Origin of the sequence: Microbulbifer sp. MKSA007, assembly GCA_032615215.1 — a bacterium.
In the GTDB taxonomy this organism is placed as follows: Bacteria; Pseudomonadota; Gammaproteobacteria; order Pseudomonadales; family Cellvibrionaceae; genus Microbulbifer.
In genome coordinates this window covers 2,769,491-2,785,994 of sequence record CP128433.1, presented here as the reverse complement: position 1 = coordinate 2,785,994, position 16,504 = coordinate 2,769,491, and the positions used below count along the sequence as shown (strand labels likewise).

Sequence of the window (16,504 nt, the reverse complement as noted above, 5' to 3'; positions counted from 1 at the left end):
GATACTGCCCTATGACTGACTAATTATTCATCAATCTTGTCAGCCTCAAGTTCGTAGGCTCCCTCAGCATTGTGTACTTCCTTGCCATTCAAAGGGGGTTAAATACACAGGCCATAGTCATTTCTTCAAAGGCTCTTAAAATGTGCCGGTCATGCTTATCGAGAATATAGATAGTTCCAGGTTCGATAGGGTGCTTCTTGCCATCCTCAAGAGTTTCTACCTCACCTCTGCCGGAAATGCAGTAAACCGCTTCCAAATGGTTTTGATAGTGCATTTGGAAATCAGCATCTGCATAAATAGTGGTGATATGGAAAGAAAAGCCCATTTCATCATCTTTAAGCAGGAGTCGGGTGCTCTCCCAGTTGCCATCCGGTGAAACAACCCGGCGGCCGGATTTTTTAGCTTCCTGTAAACTTCTGACAATCATTGGTATTTCGCTGTTTCGTGTGTGTTCGAGTCTGGCTGGTCAGCAATATTCTTAGTTTGCAGCCTGCACAGTTGGGTCTTTTACGTGAACCTTTTCAGAGGCCCTTAAAGTCTAGCAGGCTTCAAAAAAGACTCTTTCCTCAGGCATATCCCGCTCTCCGGCACAGACTTCCCGGATAGCGGATTCAATAATGTCGATCCCTTTTTTAAGGTTTTGATCAGTGATAATCAGTGGGCAAAGGAGCTTAACGATCTGGTCATCGGCTCCGCTGGTTTCAATAATCAGCCCCTGCTTGAATGCCAGTTTAGTGATCTTTCCTGCAAGTTCGCCGCTGATGCAGTCGATACCCTGAAACATCCCCCGGCCTTTGGTGGTGAAGTTACCCTCACCATATCGGCTGACAATTTCATTCAAACGCTCGGAAATGTATTTGCCCTTGCGTTTAATCTCCCGTGAGAAGTTTTCGTCAGACCAGTAATGATCGATAGCGGCTTTCGCAGTTACAAAAGCCAGATTGTTGCCACGGAAAGTGCCGTTGTGCTCACCGGGCTTCCACTGGTCCAGTTCTGGTTTCATTAGCACCAGCGCAAATGGCAGCCCATAGCCGCTGAGGGATTTGGATAGCGTAATGATATCGGGTTCGATACCGGCCTCTTCAAAGCTGAAAAAGTTGCCCGTGCGGCCGCAGCCAGCCTGGATATCATCGACAATAAAAAGTAAGCCGTGTTTTTTACAGACGGACTGAAGGTTTCTTAGCCACTCGATACTGGCCGCATTGATACCGCCTTCCCCTTGAACTGTCTCAACAATCACTGCTGCGGGGGAGTTAATGCCGCTGCTGGAATCTGAGAGCACTTTATCGAGGTATTCGGTGGTATCGATATTTTTGCCCAGGTAGTCGTCAAAGGGCATGCGGTGTGTACCATTGAGGCTGACACCGGCAGCATCCCTGTGATGCGAGTTGCCGGTGGCAGCCAGCGAGCCAAGGCTTACGCCATGGAAACCGTTGGTAAAGGTGACGATGTTCTGCTGCCCGGTTACATTGCGGGCAATTTTCATCGCAGCCTCTACCGCATTCGTCCCTGTCGGACCGGTAAACTGCACCACGTACTCCATATTCCGTGGTTTGAGAATTTTCTCATTCAGTGCCTGTAGGAATTCACCCTTGGCCCTGGTGTGCATATCGAGGCCGTGAGTAATTCCATCGGCCTCAATGTAATCTTGCAGTGCCTGCTTGAACAGAGGGTTGTTGTGCCCGTAGTTGAGCGTGCCGGCACCCGCCAGGAAATCCAGATACTGATTTCCCTCCTCATCCCACATCAGCTCGCCTTTTGCGCGATTGAAGACTCGCGGAAAGGAGCGGGCATAGCTTTGCACTTCTGATTCAATCTCATCAAAGATCTTCATGATTTTCTCTTTTATGGTGTTTCTTCGAGGGCGAAAGGCCCGATGCGGACAAGGGTTTCGGAGTCGTGCAGCCCATCAAAGTGGGCTTGAGAGTCCATCCAGGGTGAGGAGTGAAGATCGACCGATAATTTATCGGCGACACTGTGGAAGAGCGCCCAAGAGGGCAGGTTGTGTTCTGTAATGGTGGTCTCGATAAATCTGACCGAACCACAGTGAGGGCGCTCAAGGATGTGACTTATCATCCGGGAGGCCAGTCCAAGCCCCCGGGCTTTCTCGTCGACGGCCACCTGCCAGACAAAGAGGGTGTCTGTACGGTCGGGGATGATATACCCGGAAATAAAGCCCAGCAGCTCTCCATCAACCTCTGCGGCGACTGAGGTGTTGGCGAAATGGCTGCAGTGGAGGAGGTTGCAGTAGCTGGAGTTTGTATCCAGGGGAGGGCAACGCTTGATCAATCGGTAAGTGGCCATCCCATCTTCAATCAATGGGCTGCGCAACAAAATATTTTCTGAGCTAGACAAAAAACCTTCCCAACCGACTAAATATTTTTTCACCTCTAAATATTTACCTGCACAAGTGTTGAGCAAATGGCGTAAATATAGCTTCTTAGAGGCATTTTTGTGCCGGATTACTAGTAAAAATGCTTTGAACGCTAAACATCGTACACAAATTAAATTCAAAGTCCAGAATGCTTGAGGCGAATCAAGTCACAATATTTGACCTAGAAATGCCTGGATATGTGGGATATACAGCCTATAGGCAGGTAAAAATAATATTTTGAGGTCTATAAATTTTTCTTTTGGCATATCGGCTGAGCGATCGACTGGGCATAAAACAGACAGTTTTGTGGTGAAGTCTGGAGCTCTTGTGGGGGTGATGTTTCGCAGTCGGGTTATAAGCGCTTAGTGATTGAGGGGCAGGGCGATATAATTCCGGCAATCACCCTGACTCCATGATTGAGAGGTAACTTTGAACAGTATCGAACAAGTGCTAGTGGCCCTGCGGCGGGTAATAAGAGCCACGGACCTGCACTCCAAGCACCTGGCTAAAACCACCGGCTTAACCGCCCCGCAGGTGTTGTTGCTACAGGCTATTCGCAATAAGGGTGAAGTGACTATTGGCGAACTTGCAAATGAGGTTAGTCTGAGCCAGGCAACAGTAACCAACATCTTGGATCGCCTGGAGAAGAGAGGGTTTGTCTATCGCCAGCGCTCCCAAACCGATAAACGCAAGGTACACGCCTACCTCACAGAGGAGGCCACTGAAACGCTGCGCGACGCCCCCATCCCGCTTCAGGACCAGTTTGCTCGTCAGTTTGGCGATCTAAAAGACTGGGAGCAAAGCATGATTATTGCTTCACTACAGCGCGTTGCCCAAATGATGGATGCTCAACATATCGATGCCTCCCCAGTACTGGATATCGGTGTTCTGGATCGCCAGGGTGCCTCAATGGATAAGCCCGCAACGGCACTGGGCTACAGTGACACTTCCGATTCCTCCGACGGAGATAAAAGCAATTAGCTAGCGATATTCCAGAAGAGTGGTCGTGCGCCCTTTTGGGGAGTATTAGGCCCCTCTACAGCAGTGGGAATTTGTCTAAGCTTGCAGCACAAGCTCCCTGTAGCGATCGAGGCATTCTGTGTCGACCGGTAGAGCTTTCAGGCTACAAGTTGTTTCGATGGACATCCTCGTAATCGGTGCCGGTCCGACCGGATTGACTGCTGCGGTCACCCTCACTTCCTTGGGGCTGAAGTGCCGTATTGTTGAGCGCAAAAACAGCCCCTCTGAACTCTCCCGCGCTGTCGGCATTATGCCGGCCACCATTGATGCTCTTCGGGAGCTGGGCGCCGCAGCCCCCTTTCTTGCAGAGGCAATGCCCCTGAGAAAAATGCACATATTGCGCGATGAGAGAACCCTGGTTTATATCGACAACAGCGGGAATGAGTTTCGCGATAGGGTGCCTCTGGGGTTGCCGCAAAACCGGACCGAGGGAATCCTCCGGGACACTCTTGCCGAGAGGGGCGTCGAAGTTGAGTACGGGGTCTCAGTCACTAACATCACAACCACCCCAGACAAGGCGGCCGTTAATTTCTCAGACAATACCAGCGCCTCTTTTGACTGGGTGATTGCCGCAGACGGTATACAGTCCGCTGTGCGACAACAGCTGAAAATACAGTACCCTGGTATTGATTTGCCCAATAAGTGGTCAATTGCGGATGTGGATTTGAGGGGAAACTTCGATCCGGAAGAGATTGCCCTGGACCTGTACGGCGGGGAAGGTGAGTTCACCTTGGTACTCCCTATCGAACGGCGCCGCGCTCGCATCGCATCATCAACCGAAGATGCCCTGGCAACCCTCAGGCTACCGATAGAAATCGCCAACATCCGAAGGACAGCGGCCTTTAAAATCTCCATCCGACAGGCAGAAACTTACCGAAAGCACCGGGTGTTATTGGCTGGAGACGCAGCCCATTGCCACTCTCCAGTGGGAGGGAAGGGGATGAATCTGGGTATGGCCGACGCCATAGCTGCAGCATCTGCTATCGCTAACGGTGCGGTCGATAGCTACTCTACCTCCCGGCATGAGGCAGGGGAGTCCGTGGTTAAGAAAACAGAGCTGGCGAGAAAACTGATCTCCTCGAGTAATCCTTTGGCAAAATCGGCATTGTGGCTATCTGCACATTGCATCGCCTCAGTGCCTCCGATTCATCGCGCCTTTATGCGGCAGTGGACGGCGGTCTGAGTGCCAATGTCGGGGGTAGATTTAGGTAAAAGTGGACATAGGTGACAGGCTAGTGCTACTATTCGTCCGCCGGTTTAAAAGCCATTTTTTATTGCAGTTTACCTCGTAGTTTTAGTCATAATCCTTCGTTCGGTCTCGTTTAAAATAATACTTTTTGCCCGCACAACTCCATTCAATTGGAGCGCAATTGTTCAATCAAGGATATCTATTATGTCTAATACAGTTACTGGTACCGTTAAGTGGTTTGACGAAGGGAAAGGTTTTGGCTTCATCGCCCAGGAATCCGGTCCCGACGTTTTTGCTCACTTCAGCGCAATTTCCGGTGGCGGTTTTAAAACCTTGGCCGAAGGCCAGAAGGTAGAGTTTACCGTGACTCAGGGCGCTAAAGGCCCACAAGCAGAAAACATTGTCTGCCTGTAAACTTTAGGCTTCGCCCCCAATAAGGGGCGAGACCGTCCACTTCCCCAGCCAGGCAAGTGCTGGGGAGGTATCCCCCTTGGTACAACCTCTCTTTCTTTGTAGTGACAGCCGAGCTTTTTAGGTCTATCACGCATTTTCGAATCCCTCCCAGCTTTCTTAACTCGACGACAGATCTACCTGGATCAACTCAATCCAAATGAAGGGTGTAGTACCAATAAGGGTCGCCAGAGGGCAACTTTTTGCAAGAGCCTATGAAGATTTGATAGGGTCATTTCTTGTCAAGCGCGATGGCCCCGACATTTTTAGATATGGCAGTAGCTGTCACAGGCAAGCTTCCCATAGGTGATCAGTAAGTGGGCAATCTTACACTTATTTACTTTCCGTTTACCCAGTGGCTTTTATTATTCCAGGTCTATCAAGAACTTTTGAGTGACTAGATCAATGGGGCCTGACTGCAAAACGCCATTATTGGTACTCTTAGCTGAAGACAATCACGCACTGGCGGCCAATATTATCGAGAGCCTCGAAGAGTACAATATTCGATGTGACTACGCCGATAATGGGATAATGGCCACTGAGCTGGCCTTAAAGCATGACTTCGATGTGATCGTACTTGATGTCATGATGCCGGGTAGAAGTGGTTTCGAAGTGAGCTCTAAGTTGCGCAATGCAGGAAGCTCGACACCAATATTGATGCTGACCGCGCTGGACCAATTGGACGATAAACTCGCCGGTTTCCAATCTGGAGGGGATGACTACCTGGTTAAACCCTTCGAAATGCTTGAGCTGGTCGCACGGATTCGGTCTCTATCAATAAAACGACGCGTTACCCAAACCCGGTATAAAGTTGAGGACCTGGAAGTTAATTTAGAGACCCATGAAGTCACCAGGCAGGGGAAATCTATAAATCTGCCCCCAATCTGTTGGGAATTGCTCGTGTTTTTGATGCAACAGAGTCCAAAGCTGGTTACTAAAGAAAAAATTGAACAGCATTTATGGCAGTTTCTTTCCCCCGAATCCGACGTAATCAAAGTACATCTGTATCGGTTGCGGCAGGGAATTGATAAGGGGTTCAGTTTTCCACTACTGCACACGATCAGAGGGAAGGGCGTTATCCTGGGGAAGCGTGATGAAAGCCTTTGATCGCTCCATTCGCAGAAAATTTTTCTTTCACTATATTTGGATTCTTGCCGCAATTGTGGCGTGCAGTGCAGTTGTCGTCGAGAGATCCAAAGTGAAAATGGTTAAGCACGCTTTAGGTGCGACACTGATATCTGTAGCTGAAAAACGTATCATTGAGGCCGGAGGGGTTATTGATGACCCTTTTTTTGCCCAGTTACAAACATATGATGAGTACAGTTCACTGCCAAATACGGCAAAGCGCGTGTTAGAGGAAGCTGATGGCGAAGAAAAAGGGTGCACTTTAGCAAAGACTTAATTGATGATCGCTACTATTTAGCAATTATGCCTTATGCTGAAAGCGCACTTAAGACAACTTACTACGTGCTAGAAATAGAAGAAGCTGCAATACCCAGCAAGTACAAAAAGGTAGAAATTGAAGTTCTTATCGGTATCTTACTAGCCCTTACTTTAGCATTAAGTGTGCCTCTTATTCTTGCAAGACAAGTGATATCGCCATTAAAAGACCTGGAGAAATTTGCGCAAAAGAGCCGGCATAAGCTGACTCCGATCCCGGAATCTTTAAAGCAAAGGAAGGATGAATTTGGTCGTGTAGGACGAGTACTGCAAGAGTCGCTACAGCAGGTATGGAATCATCAAGAGCAGGAAAGGCAATTTCTACAGAATGCGAGCCATGAATTGAGAACCCCTTGGCAACCATTGGCAGTGCCTTGCACGTGGTGAAGGTAAGGCAAAAAAAGGCAAGCCAATCGATACTCAACTGGAGCAGATTGAGCGCTCCTATGAGCAGATGACCCAGCTAACACAAGCACTTCTACTGCTATCTCAAAGCAAGGTAAATCTGGAATCAACAGAATTTGATTTCAGTAATATGATTCAAACTCGAGTTGAGCAGCTCAAATACCTCTTGGGTCAGCGAGATGTACAAGTTCATCTCAATTCGGATAGTTCGGTCAACTTGAAGCAAGTACAAGTGCTATTGGATATCGCTATAACCAATCTGCTCAGAAATGCCTTTGAGCATACCCTTGAGGGAAGTATCGATATTGATTTTGATGCAAATGGAATCCGGGTTCAGAACCCCATACTGCCGGAGCAGCAGGTGCATTTTGACAGGGGGAAGGGCAGGGTTTTGGTTTAGGTCTTCATATTCTGAAGCAAGTGGCCGATCAGCAGCAATGGATCTTTTCTTACAAGAAAAATGAACAATACTTAACCGTTAACCTGGCCTGGGCATGAGTTTATTTACCTGGCGTTTACCTTTACCGGCATAGAATCCACTCCAGAAATAACGGAACTTCAACCAGTTCAAATTGGGATTCAATATGTCTAGTTTGCGAGATCAAAACCATAAGAGTTCTCTGCCATTAACTTTGAGTATGTGCACCGCGCTGGTGGGTTCGGCATTATCCAGCCTAGCTTTTGCAGATGAAGTTACCCAGAAGCCGCCAAGGCAGGATGAGACGGCACTTTCTGTAGGTATTGGGACCTTTAGCGTTGAGTCAATCTACGTTGATGGAGAGGACCAAAATAACATATTTCCACTGATCTCAGCCCGCTACAAGCGTTTTTACTTTCAGGGTTTTGAGTTGGGTGCTGATCTGTACCACGACGATAAACTTCGAGTGAAGCTTGGTATTGGCGGCGACTTCGCTGGTGATAGAGACAGAGGGGACAGTGAAAAGCTCAGCGATATGGAAGAGCTTGACCTGGCGATTCTTGCCAACTTATCAATGAACTATAAAAGCCCTGTAGGCCTTTGGAAGGTTGGCATCTCACAAGATATCAGTGATACCCACGACGGATACAGTCTATCGGCTGGATATAGTCTGCCTTACAAGCACCAAAAGTGGATCATCAAACCCGACTTCACTATTAGCTGGCAAAGTGATAGTGCGTTGGATTACTACTATGGCGTGGACCTAAATGAAGTAACTCAAGATAGGGCAGCGTATGAAGCAAATGCAGATATCATTACCCGGTTAGGTATACAAGTGGGATACAACATTAGCCCAAACCTTATTCTTATGGGGGGCGTATATCAAACCTGGTATGGCGATGAGATTAGTAATAGCCCAATCGTGGACACTGATAGCTCAAGACGTACGTCATTAATGGTGAGTTATAAATTTTAACTCTTCTTACGATATTTGATGAGTGTAGATTATTTAGACTAGCCGGCTTATCAATACCAAGTAGAAGTTACAGGCCGAGGCAAGAGCCCCTGCCTGTAACCAAAACCTGTTTGCAGTACAATGTACACGATACCCACCGAGTCATAGCAAGAAGGCCTCTCTATTTAGCATCCCAATAGCAGGGACTACCGTATTTCTCCTTAAGGAAATCAATAACAACACGTACTTTGGGAGCCAGGTTATCCGTAGGTAAGTAGAGTGCATTGATAGTCTGGTTTTCTGCCGATGAAGATGCGCGGTAGTCAGTCAAAATAGGAACTAGCTTGCCCCAAGGGCCACGAAATATACCCAGGTCTCTCCTTCAGTTGGCCCTTCAGTCATCACTGTAGGAGCACCGAGTACCTCTATATTCTGTTTCTTGAGGTATTCAACCGCAGCATCAATATCTTCAACATAGAATGCTAAATGATGCCCCCTTATTTCGATCTATGTTGTCGGCATACTCGAATATTTCTAGATTGATGCTGTTAGCATTCATAACAGCAATTTGCTTGATCTCTACACGAGGATTTACATTAAGGTGATCCGTCATCCAGGTATCGCCTGAGGCAAATGGCCCAAACGTATAAGCCAACTCAAAGCCAAAGTGTGTACTAAAGAGCTCAACGGCCAATTCAACATCGGGGACGGTTAATCCTATATGATCTACTTTTTTAAGTCCGGGGATCCCCATTAGATATCTCCTCGATCATGGCGAAGCTTATTCAGTCCGCCCATGGTGGTAGCCCCTTTATTGAAGCCCGTATACATTGAGGCAAAAACAATCAATTCCTCAATCTCTTCATACGTTGCCCCTTGTTTGAGCGCCATTTGGTCAATAGCGATAGTGATTAGTGCTTTGGTTTTTTGATCTAGAAGTGGCTTTCCCCATACTTCACCCGCGACTCGTACAGCTAGATCTCCCCATACCGGGTTGATAGACTTAAGGATCCTCTGATCAACGAAGCATTTTTCCAGAATTAAGCTGAGCTGCTTGAAAAATTCACTTTATTACGCACAAACGCGTAATTTTCGCGTAATAGTCCCCTAATTTTTCATCTGAAACCCTCAATAGGTGGGTTTCAGGCGAACCACCCCTAGGCAGCCAAGTATTTTCTCCCTATTAATAAGTTGGTAAAGCCTGCCAGTAAGCACAGCCTCTCAGTATTTTTTACCAGTCCCCGATAGCGGACCTTGTCATAACCAAATACCCGTTTGATGTAGCGGAAGGGGTGCTCGACCTTCGCTCTTATCTGCGCCTTGATCTTTTCCGCTTTACGGAGTGCATCACGCCCTGGAAGAGTTTTTAGCTTGCTCGGCTTCATTGCTATATACCAATCCGCCTCCCGCTCTTTCAACTCTTCACGTTTCTCCGCACCAATGTACCCAGAGTCTCCCCAGATTCTTTTCTCCTCCCCGTGGAGAACTCGCTCTGTGGTTGTGACATCATGCGAATTCGCTGCTGTTGTATCTATGCTATGTATTACTCCGAGCACATCATCAACCCCGATATGCATTTTCATCCCAAAATGCCACTGATTGCCTTTCTTTGTTTGATGCATTTCCGGGTCACGTTCTTTCTTTTCATTCTTAGTTGAAGTTGGCGCAGAGATAATAGTGGCATCTACAATCGTGCCTTCACGCAGTACCATCCCATTCTCAGCAAGGTGTTTGTTGATTTCATCAAAAAGAGCTGCACCTAGCTGATTGAGCTCCAGTAAGTGGCGAAAGTTAAGAATCGTTGTTTCATCGGGAATTGGGCTACTCAAAGTCAATCCAGCAAAACTACGCATGGATTCAATTTCATACAGTGCATCTTCCATAGCGGGATCACTGAGATTGTAAAATAGCTGCATGCATTGAATACGAAGCATGACACTCAATGGATATGGCTGTCGGCCACGTTTACCTTGTGGGTAACAAGGAGTGATCTGAGCTTCTAGTCGCTGCCATGGGACGAGGGTTTCCATTTGAGAAAGAAACTTCTCTCGGCGAGTTATACGACGCTTTAGCTTATATTCTGCTTCGGCAAAGGTGACTTGGTGCATGATTCATCGTAGTCTTGATGGGTAGGTGAATATTACCAAATTGACTCAGAATTATTCAGAGGTTCCTTAAGTCCCTCGATCAATGCTTGATCATCCAAAACGGCATTTTCGTATTTGGTAGTCATAGTTAATAGTCCTGGTTATCTAGATGATATTTCGCTGTAGAAACTGGAAGTTATTATAGAGAGTCGTATCCTTCTTAAAACTTATAAGCAGGAACATCACTTTTGCAAATTATGCACAGTTGATCGCTGTTTATGGGGTGGCACAGTCTGTTGTTGGGACCTATTTTAGTGCCCTAGCAGGGGCGAAAGAGGTATATGGTAGCGTTGCTAAAATGGTATTAGCCTGAAGGGAAGAGCGTTTTGATATGGCGATTACAACATGGTAGCTAATGCCTCTAAATATATTCCAGGTGTCCTAACTAGATAAAAGCTACTAGCAACACCGATGCTGCTTATAATCTACCCTAAACTATGAATATCCATTGAAGGCTCGATATTCATATGTCCATGACTCCTATTGATATCGAACGCTGGAATAGAAAGGCCCACTTTGAATTTTTTATGAGCAGTGCAGGGTCAACTCGGATAGGCTTAACCCAGCCGGTCGATGTGACAAATCTGGTATCTTTCTGTAAAAAGAATACACTCCCTTTTTATTACAGCCTTATTTTTCTTGTCACGCAGGTGGGAAATGAAATAGCGGGTTTCAGGCATCGTATCGTCAATGGCCAGCCCATTGAGCATGACATGCTGCACCCGTTATTTTCTGATTTAGGGGATAATGAGTTATTCAAACTCGTTATGGCAAGAATGGAAACGAATCTGACAGAGTTCGTCCACAAGGCAAGGGAACTTTCACAGGCACAATCTGAGTACCTCCCCGTAGAAAATTTCATCAGCCGCCATGATATCTTGAATATCAGCTGCTACCCCTGGGGCGACTTCTCTGGTCTACAGGTAAAGCCTGTACAGAAAGAAGGTTGTGATCCAGGAATACCTTTTATTTTCTGGGGTAAATACCATCGCCAGGAGGGCCGCCTTGTCACTTCGATGTATATTGAAGTTAATCACTGCTTTCTGGATGGCATCCATCTTTATCAATTTAAACAGCAGTTGGAGGATAAGATTTGTCAACTGGCTTAAAGTTTTAAGCTGGAGCTAGGGGCTCTGGGTAATTTCGTGAACCCGCTCTTAAAGTCGCATAATGTGTACCTTGAAGAGCTATAGAGATGCATATAGCTGCTCAGAGGCTCCCTAGCTAGAACTCCCTCAAATGGTGAAACTTCAGCCCCCAATAAAAAAGGCAATTACCAGTGCAATAAGCCCGAGAGAAGTAAATTGTATAGAAGTCTTCCTGAATTTTGGCACCGCAAAAGCAACCACTAATCCACTAATCAAGCTAAATAGCAGGCTCGCACCAAGCATAATGGATGAGAACCAGAAGAGGGGGCCAGCATGACCTTTATGAATCAGCAGAAATTGATGCCATAGATCATGTTCTTTTACATGAAGTATCGCTGATTGCTTATCCTGGCTAGGCTCCAAATAGACTTGGCGTTTGTAGCCATACCAGCCAATCCACTCATCCTCCAAATAGAAATCTGCCGGCAATGATACTTCTGTGGGCTGAACAAACGGAGATATAGTATCTAGGGTCTCTTGCTCATTGCTGGGTAAGCCCTTGGGTAGAGAAACTGTGTACTCAAATTGTTCGTCGACGCCCCCCTCTATATCAAATAGGTAGAGCACGCCCGTGGCGATATACAAAATGGCAATGGGTAGAAAAAAGCAGGAAAAATAGGTGTGGAGCTTGATCCACAGTAAACGGTATCTGGATTTCATAGGCAACAAAGGGCGCAATGCAAGTGCATTGCGCCCTGATAGTAAATAAACAAATAAAGGAGATTAGAAGCGGTAGTCTACTGACAGTCGAACGTCTCGGCCCGCCTCATAAACTCCAGATACAATATCCCAGCCAGGAATATTGGTATAATCGGCCACGCTGGAGTGATCCCGGTACTGCTCATTAAACAGGTTTTGAACGGCTAAATTCACATTCAGGCGATCATCTGCCAAAGGCTCCCAGTGCAAGTATAGATCGTGCACATCGTAACCAGACTTATCTACGGTTTGGGTGCTATCGATCCAACCAAGTTCTACTGCACGGTGTAAAACCTCAATATTACTCAGCTCATCAACACGAGTGTAGTTCCAGCCCAGTTCTAACTTAGGTGTAATTGCATAGTTAGCGTTCAGGTTATAGGTGTCGCCACGGGCATTCGCCAAGCCATTGTGTTCATAGGCTTCTACGGTATTCCCATTAAGCTCTGAATCATTGTGACTGAAAGCCGCGCTCAGCGTTAAATTATCCCATGCGTAAGAAGCACTAAGTTCAAAGCCGTCGGTTTCTAGCTCACCAACATTTTCGTAGTATGTACCACCTCCGAGCTGATCGAGAATAACGTCATCGATCGTACTGCGGTAGACAGCGGCTTTTAACTCAAGTCCATCCTGGCTGTATTCCAACCCCAGCTCAGTATTGTCGACGGTTTCTGCATCTAGGTCAGGTGCAAGTTCTGCCGATTCCAGCGTAAACCCATCTCCAACTTCCTTGCCGCGCATCGCTGTTGCGTGGCCCAGGGTGAGGGTGATCGCATCGGTCAAAGAGTAACTCATACCGATATTGGGGCTGAAACCTTGGCTATCAGTCTCATCGCCATGGGTTACTTGCTCCAGCTCGTATTCGTCGTAGCGGAGACCAAAACTCAGTAATAGTTCGTCTGTTGCCTGCCAATGGTCCTGAATGTAGGCACTGCGAACCTGGCCTTCTTCGCGGAAAGAGATACCGGTATAAGGCTCCGAGAGGTAGCGGCTTTCCACTTCATCCTCACGGGCTTCGATGCCGTAGGTGAGGGTGTGCTGGCCGATATTGCTGGTATTACGCAAATCAAAGCCAAGGGTTTCTACTGAGGCACCGTACTTACCCCATCTATCGAATACATTCTGCTCCACTTCTGACTTTGTGTGATATACGGTAGTCTCAAGATTGATCAACGCGCTGGGAGCAAATTGGTGATTCACGACAAAAGTCTGGCGGTCAGCATCCATTGGGTAGAGAGTATCTCCCTCAAGGGCAGGCCAGTTGGGGCGTTGGCCGTACTCTCCAGATTCATCCCGTTGTTCGAAGCTGAGGCTCAACTTTTGATTTTCAGATAAATCGCCACTTAATTTTATAAAGGCGAAATCCTGCTCGGCAGCAGTACCATAGATAGTGTCACCGTCGCCATCCTCCATCTCATCGCGATCAACGGTCACAAATGATCCGAGCAGTCCCCAGTTGTCAGTGATTTTTCCATAAACTGAAGCACTGGCTTTTTCGCCATCATTGCTAAAGAACGAGCCTTTCACTATTGCGCCAAACTGCTCGCCTTCATCGAGTAGGTCGTCCGCATCTTTGGTCTCAAAGCGGATAGCACCGCCAATAGCGCCAGCACCGCTGGTAGCTTCGCCTGCGCCAGCTTGCACTTCAACTTTCTGCAGCAACTCCGGCTCTATGGATACCCGGCCAATATGGTGGAAGAGGGTACTGGTTTGAGGAGCACCATCAACGGTAACGTTGAGAAGGGTGTCTTCCATGCCACGGATATAGACTTTCTGCGCAATACCCACCGATCCACCAACAGATACGGACGGAATCTGGCGGAAGACATCACTAAGATCATTTGCCTGCTGCTTATCGAGTTCGTCAGGGGTAATCTCAGTATCAGTCGCCACGCCGACAACTACTACAGTTTCCATCGCGGCTTCAGCGTTATCCTCTTGCTTTTGTACTTCCTGTGCCTGGCTGATGCCAGAGGCCAGGGCACTGGATACCATCAAGGGGAGTAACACGTATTTATTGTGGGAAATATTGCGGGCCATTGGCTGTCCTTCACAGAGTTACCTATTTGCTAATGCGAATTATTCCTATTGGCAGTTGTGAAGTACAGCAGTGTTGCATTTGTTACATTTAGTTGCATCAGTGTGTTGGAGAGATACATTATGCAGGCTTCAAAGATTGAATGGGGAGAGTTACTCTCATACACAATCCTCCTACAGAGCGGTTGGAGGCCTCTAAGGTTCCGCCCACGCTATGTAGCTGGCGTCGCGCCAACGCCAAGCCCAACCCAAAATTTTTCGATTTTGATGTGCGAGACTGATCTGCTCGGAAGAAAGGCTTAAAGATACTGTCCAGTAGTGCTTCGGGAACTCCGGGGCCAGAGTCTTCAATATCAATAACAAATCTGTTTTTCGTATTTCCCTCCAGAAGGACATGAACGGCTTGTCCCTTCGGGGTATAGCGCATGGCGTTACGCAAGATATTTTCCAAGGCTTGTCCTACCGCCTTGTGATTAGACTGTCTTATTTCAGCCGAGTCTGGCAAATGAGTGCAGATAGTGCGATCGGGAAATTCGAAACGAGCATCCTCGACAATCACATCGATAAGGTCAACCAGGTCCAAGTCTTCGATACCTATAGAAGGCTGTTCGTTATCCAGCCAGGCTAGGGTGAGTGTATCGTCTACCAAACGCCTGATATGAACAGACTCCCGCTGAATCCTCTGGATATTTTTATCATCAGCGTGACTTGCGCCAGCTCCCTCTATGGCAATATCCAGTCGGGTGAGTGGAGTTCTCAGTTCGTGAGATAGATCCGCGATTAGCTGGCGCTGGTTGACGATCTGCTCTCCTATCCGCGTCGCCATTTGATCAAAAGTTTTGGCTAATTCAGAAATCTCATCGTCGCGGTTACCTAATTGGCGGTGTACTCGAACATCAAAGTTTCCCCGACTAAACTCCCGTGTTGCCTGCTCAAGTTTGCGCAGCGGGTGCATAATATGGCGATAGAGCATCACGGAAACTAAAGCCAGGATTCCCATTGGCAGGAGTATTTGCAGCAGGAGTCGTGTTGTTTTCCAGTAGCTGCCGGGACGCATCCTATCGGGAAGAAGTACCAAGAGACTGGTTTGCTCGGTTGCAAAAGGAATTTCCATCACCGGGTTTTCTTCAAAATACAGGTGGACCTTCCAATCCACATCCCGGCCGAGGTTATAGCCGATGTAACGATGTTCATTACCCGTCTCACCTGCTACATGGATTAACTCATATTGGGTAACTGTGGCCCAGGTGTTTTCCTTCTCCTGTAATTCTTTTAACCACTGTTCCAATTCCCCCTCGTTGCCGGAGAGAAACCGCGCTTCCGCCTCCTTTCCCCACTCTTTCAATTCCTCTCGATGAGATGCCTCCAGCATACTCATCTGCTCCTCGGTGCGAATAGTCAGGGAGTTGATCAGGTAAAAGAGAGAGACAATGCCCGCAGTAATCAGAAGGCATAGTTTCCAAAAAAGTTTGCGGTTCATTTCAAACAGTACCCTCTGCCATGTACTGTTTGTAGCCGGTCTCCACGCCATCCTGCTCCAGTCAACTTGCGCCTGATTCGACTCAAGTGCATGTCCAAACTGCGGTCATAGGCACCCAGAGTACGGTTGAGAACTTGCTGTGAGAGATAGGCTTTGCTCAATACCTCTCCCCGGTGAACCGCTAACTCCCACAACAATTTAAACTGGGTAGCGGTAAAATCAATTGCCAGACCGCCGGTGAATGCTTGCTGAGCATTTAAATCGAGTTGCAGGTTATCGATTTCTGTATGGTGGACAGCCTCCAGCATCACTGGTTGACTGCGGCGCAATAGTGCCTCAATTCTTAGTAGCAGTTCGGTCTTGTTAAATGGTTTGGCCACATAATCATCTGCTCCATGGCGAAAGCCCGCGATCCTCTCCTCTTCAGCGCCCTTGGCAGTTAGGATGATGACCGGAACCTGACTGGTTTTGCGTAAAATTTTGAGTAGAGAAATACCGTCCATTTCCGGCAGCATCAAATCGAGCAAAATTAATTGAGGTTGTTGCCTGGCAGCTTCCAGCAATGCGGTATTGCCATCAAAGCAAGCGTTGACCTGGTATCCTGCGCTTTGGATCATTTCGCAAAGTTGGTCGTTGAGACCGCGATCGTCTTCAACGATAAGGATGTTGGATTGTGTGGAAGGTTTTTGGCTCATGAAGACATTGGCTGTATGCAAACTGGTTGTGGAGCAAATTACCACAA

The 16,504-nt window shown here is 47.4% G+C and carries 16 protein-coding genes and 2 pseudogenes; 9 read left to right on the top strand and 9 right to left on the bottom strand.

Translation table 11 applies throughout. The features are described 5' to 3' along the window. Window positions 1–23: 23 nt before the first annotated feature. From QT397_15265 to ectA, 3 genes and pseudogenes are all read right to left on the bottom strand, one after another. Window positions 24–427 (bottom strand): annotated as a pseudogene (locus QT397_15265) (ectoine synthase). 111 nt (window positions 428–538) lie between these two features. Further along, window positions 539–1,834, bottom strand: coding sequence for a diaminobutyrate--2-oxoglutarate transaminase (ectB, locus tag QT397_15260; GenBank protein WNZ54252.1), 1,296 nt, complete (start codon window positions 1,832–1,834; stop codon window positions 539–541). Between the two features lie 11 nt (window positions 1,835–1,845). After that, window positions 1,846–2,355, bottom strand: a complete 510-nt coding sequence (gene ectA, locus QT397_15255) for a diaminobutyrate acetyltransferase (GenBank protein ID WNZ54251.1) — start codon at window positions 2,353–2,355, stop codon at window positions 1,846–1,848. Window positions 2,356–2,803: 448 nt separating this feature from the next. Here ectA and QT397_15250 point away from each other — a divergent pair, with 448 nt between their 5' ends. The 8 genes from QT397_15250 (at window position 2,804) to QT397_15215 (ending at window position 8,272) form a co-directional block, all read left to right on the top strand. After that, on the top strand, window positions 2,804–3,355 hold the full coding sequence (locus QT397_15250) for a MarR family transcriptional regulator (protein ID WNZ54250.1): 552 nt from the start codon (window positions 2,804–2,806) through the stop codon (window positions 3,353–3,355). Between the two features lie 157 nt (window positions 3,356–3,512). Beyond that, window positions 3,513–4,577 carry an NAD(P)/FAD-dependent oxidoreductase gene (locus QT397_15245; GenBank protein WNZ54249.1) on the top strand — a complete coding sequence of 355 codons (1,065 nt, stop codon included), beginning with the start codon at window positions 3,513–3,515 and terminating at the stop codon, window positions 4,575–4,577. A gap of 210 nt (window positions 4,578–4,787) precedes the next feature. Then, a complete protein-coding gene (locus QT397_15240; GenBank protein ID WNZ54248.1) occupies window positions 4,788–4,997 on the top strand; it encodes a cold-shock protein in 210 nt (69 codons plus the stop codon). Between the two features lie 429 nt (window positions 4,998–5,426). After that, the gene (locus tag QT397_15235; GenBank protein WNZ54247.1) at window positions 5,427–6,140 is read left to right on the top strand and encodes a response regulator transcription factor; all 714 of its coding nucleotides are present in this window, start codon (window positions 5,427–5,429) and stop codon (window positions 6,138–6,140) included. After that, the gene (locus tag QT397_15230) at window positions 6,127–6,435 is read left to right on the top strand and encodes a hypothetical protein (protein ID WNZ54246.1); all 309 of its coding nucleotides are present in this window, start codon (window positions 6,127–6,129) and stop codon (window positions 6,433–6,435) included. The genes QT397_15235 and QT397_15230 overlap by 14 nt, the downstream gene beginning before the upstream one ends. Continuing rightward, a complete protein-coding gene (locus tag QT397_15225) occupies window positions 6,414–6,860 on the top strand; it encodes a hypothetical protein (protein WNZ54245.1) in 447 nt (148 codons plus the stop codon). Before QT397_15230 ends, QT397_15225 begins: the two co-directional genes overlap by 22 nt. 67 nt (window positions 6,861–6,927) lie before the next feature. Continuing rightward, on the top strand, window positions 6,928–7,278 hold the full coding sequence (locus QT397_15220) for a hypothetical protein (GenBank protein ID WNZ54244.1): 351 nt from the start codon (window positions 6,928–6,930) through the stop codon (window positions 7,276–7,278). 184 nt (window positions 7,279–7,462) lie between these two features. Continuing rightward, window positions 7,463–8,272, top strand: a complete 810-nt coding sequence (locus tag QT397_15215; protein ID WNZ54243.1) for a MipA/OmpV family protein — start codon at window positions 7,463–7,465, stop codon at window positions 8,270–8,272. 448 nt (window positions 8,273–8,720) lie between these two features. On the opposite strand, the gene QT397_15210 is transcribed toward QT397_15215, so the two are convergent. After that, a complete protein-coding gene (locus QT397_15210) occupies window positions 8,721–9,005 on the bottom strand; it encodes a hypothetical protein (GenBank protein ID WNZ54242.1) in 285 nt (94 codons plus the stop codon). A 374-nt stretch (window positions 9,006–9,379) separates the two neighbouring features. After that, window positions 9,380–10,359 (bottom strand): annotated as a pseudogene (locus QT397_15205) (IS5 family transposase). A 506-nt stretch (window positions 10,360–10,865) separates the two neighbouring features. Here QT397_15205 and QT397_15200 point away from each other — a divergent pair. Beyond that, window positions 10,866–11,507, top strand: a complete 642-nt coding sequence (locus tag QT397_15200) for a CatA-like O-acetyltransferase (protein WNZ54241.1) — start codon at window positions 10,866–10,868, stop codon at window positions 11,505–11,507. Between the two features lie 141 nt (window positions 11,508–11,648). On the opposite strand, the gene QT397_15195 is transcribed toward QT397_15200, so the two are convergent. The 4 genes from QT397_15195 to QT397_15180 form a co-directional block, all read right to left on the bottom strand. After that, window positions 11,649–12,206, bottom strand: coding sequence for a PepSY domain-containing protein (locus QT397_15195; GenBank protein WNZ54240.1), 558 nt, complete (start codon window positions 12,204–12,206; stop codon window positions 11,649–11,651). Window positions 12,207–12,269: 63 nt separating this feature from the next. Then, window positions 12,270–14,285, bottom strand: coding sequence for a TonB-dependent receptor (locus tag QT397_15190; protein WNZ54239.1), 2,016 nt, complete (start codon window positions 14,283–14,285; stop codon window positions 12,270–12,272). Window positions 14,286–14,403: 118 nt separating this feature from the next. After that, window positions 14,404–15,762, bottom strand: coding sequence for a histidine kinase sensor domain-containing protein (locus tag QT397_15185; protein WNZ54238.1), 1,359 nt, complete (start codon window positions 15,760–15,762; stop codon window positions 14,404–14,406). Beyond that, the gene (locus tag QT397_15180) at window positions 15,759–16,457 is read right to left on the bottom strand and encodes a response regulator transcription factor (GenBank protein ID WNZ54237.1); all 699 of its coding nucleotides are present in this window, start codon (window positions 16,455–16,457) and stop codon (window positions 15,759–15,761) included. The genes QT397_15185 and QT397_15180 overlap by 4 nt, the downstream gene beginning before the upstream one ends. Window positions 16,458–16,504 lie beyond the last annotated feature (47 nt).

What these genes read in the sequence shown, in the direction of transcription:
- ectB (WNZ54252.1), bottom strand. Translation starts at nt 1,834, where the DNA reads ATGAAGATCTTTGATGAGATTGAATCAGAAGTGCAAAGCTATGCCCGC.
- QT397_15245 (WNZ54249.1), top strand. Translation starts at nt 3,513, where the DNA reads ATGGACATCCTCGTAATCGGTGCCGGTCCGACCGGATTGACTGCTGCG.
- QT397_15240 (WNZ54248.1), top strand. Translation starts at nt 4,788, where the DNA reads ATGTCTAATACAGTTACTGGTACCGTTAAGTGGTTTGACGAAGGGAAA.
- QT397_15230 (WNZ54246.1), top strand. Translation starts at nt 6,127, where the DNA reads ATGAAAGCCTTTGATCGCTCCATTCGCAGAAAATTTTTCTTTCACTAT.
- QT397_15220 (WNZ54244.1), top strand. Translation starts at nt 6,928, where the DNA reads ATGACCCAGCTAACACAAGCACTTCTACTGCTATCTCAAAGCAAGGTA.
- QT397_15215 (WNZ54243.1), top strand. Translation starts at nt 7,463, where the DNA reads ATGTCTAGTTTGCGAGATCAAAACCATAAGAGTTCTCTGCCATTAACT.
- QT397_15210 (WNZ54242.1), bottom strand. Translation starts at nt 9,005, where the DNA reads ATGGGGATCCCCGGACTTAAAAAAGTAGATCATATAGGATTAACCGTC.
- QT397_15200 (WNZ54241.1), top strand. Translation starts at nt 10,866, where the DNA reads ATGTCCATGACTCCTATTGATATCGAACGCTGGAATAGAAAGGCCCAC.
- QT397_15195 (WNZ54240.1), bottom strand. Translation starts at nt 12,206, where the DNA reads ATGAAATCCAGATACCGTTTACTGTGGATCAAGCTCCACACCTATTTT.
- QT397_15190 (WNZ54239.1), bottom strand. Translation starts at nt 14,285, where the DNA reads ATGGCCCGCAATATTTCCCACAATAAATACGTGTTACTCCCCTTGATG.
- QT397_15185 (WNZ54238.1), bottom strand. Translation starts at nt 15,762, where the DNA reads ATGAACCGCAAACTTTTTTGGAAACTATGCCTTCTGATTACTGCGGGC.
- QT397_15180 (WNZ54237.1), bottom strand. Translation starts at nt 16,457, where the DNA reads ATGAGCCAAAAACCTTCCACACAATCCAACATCCTTATCGTTGAAGAC.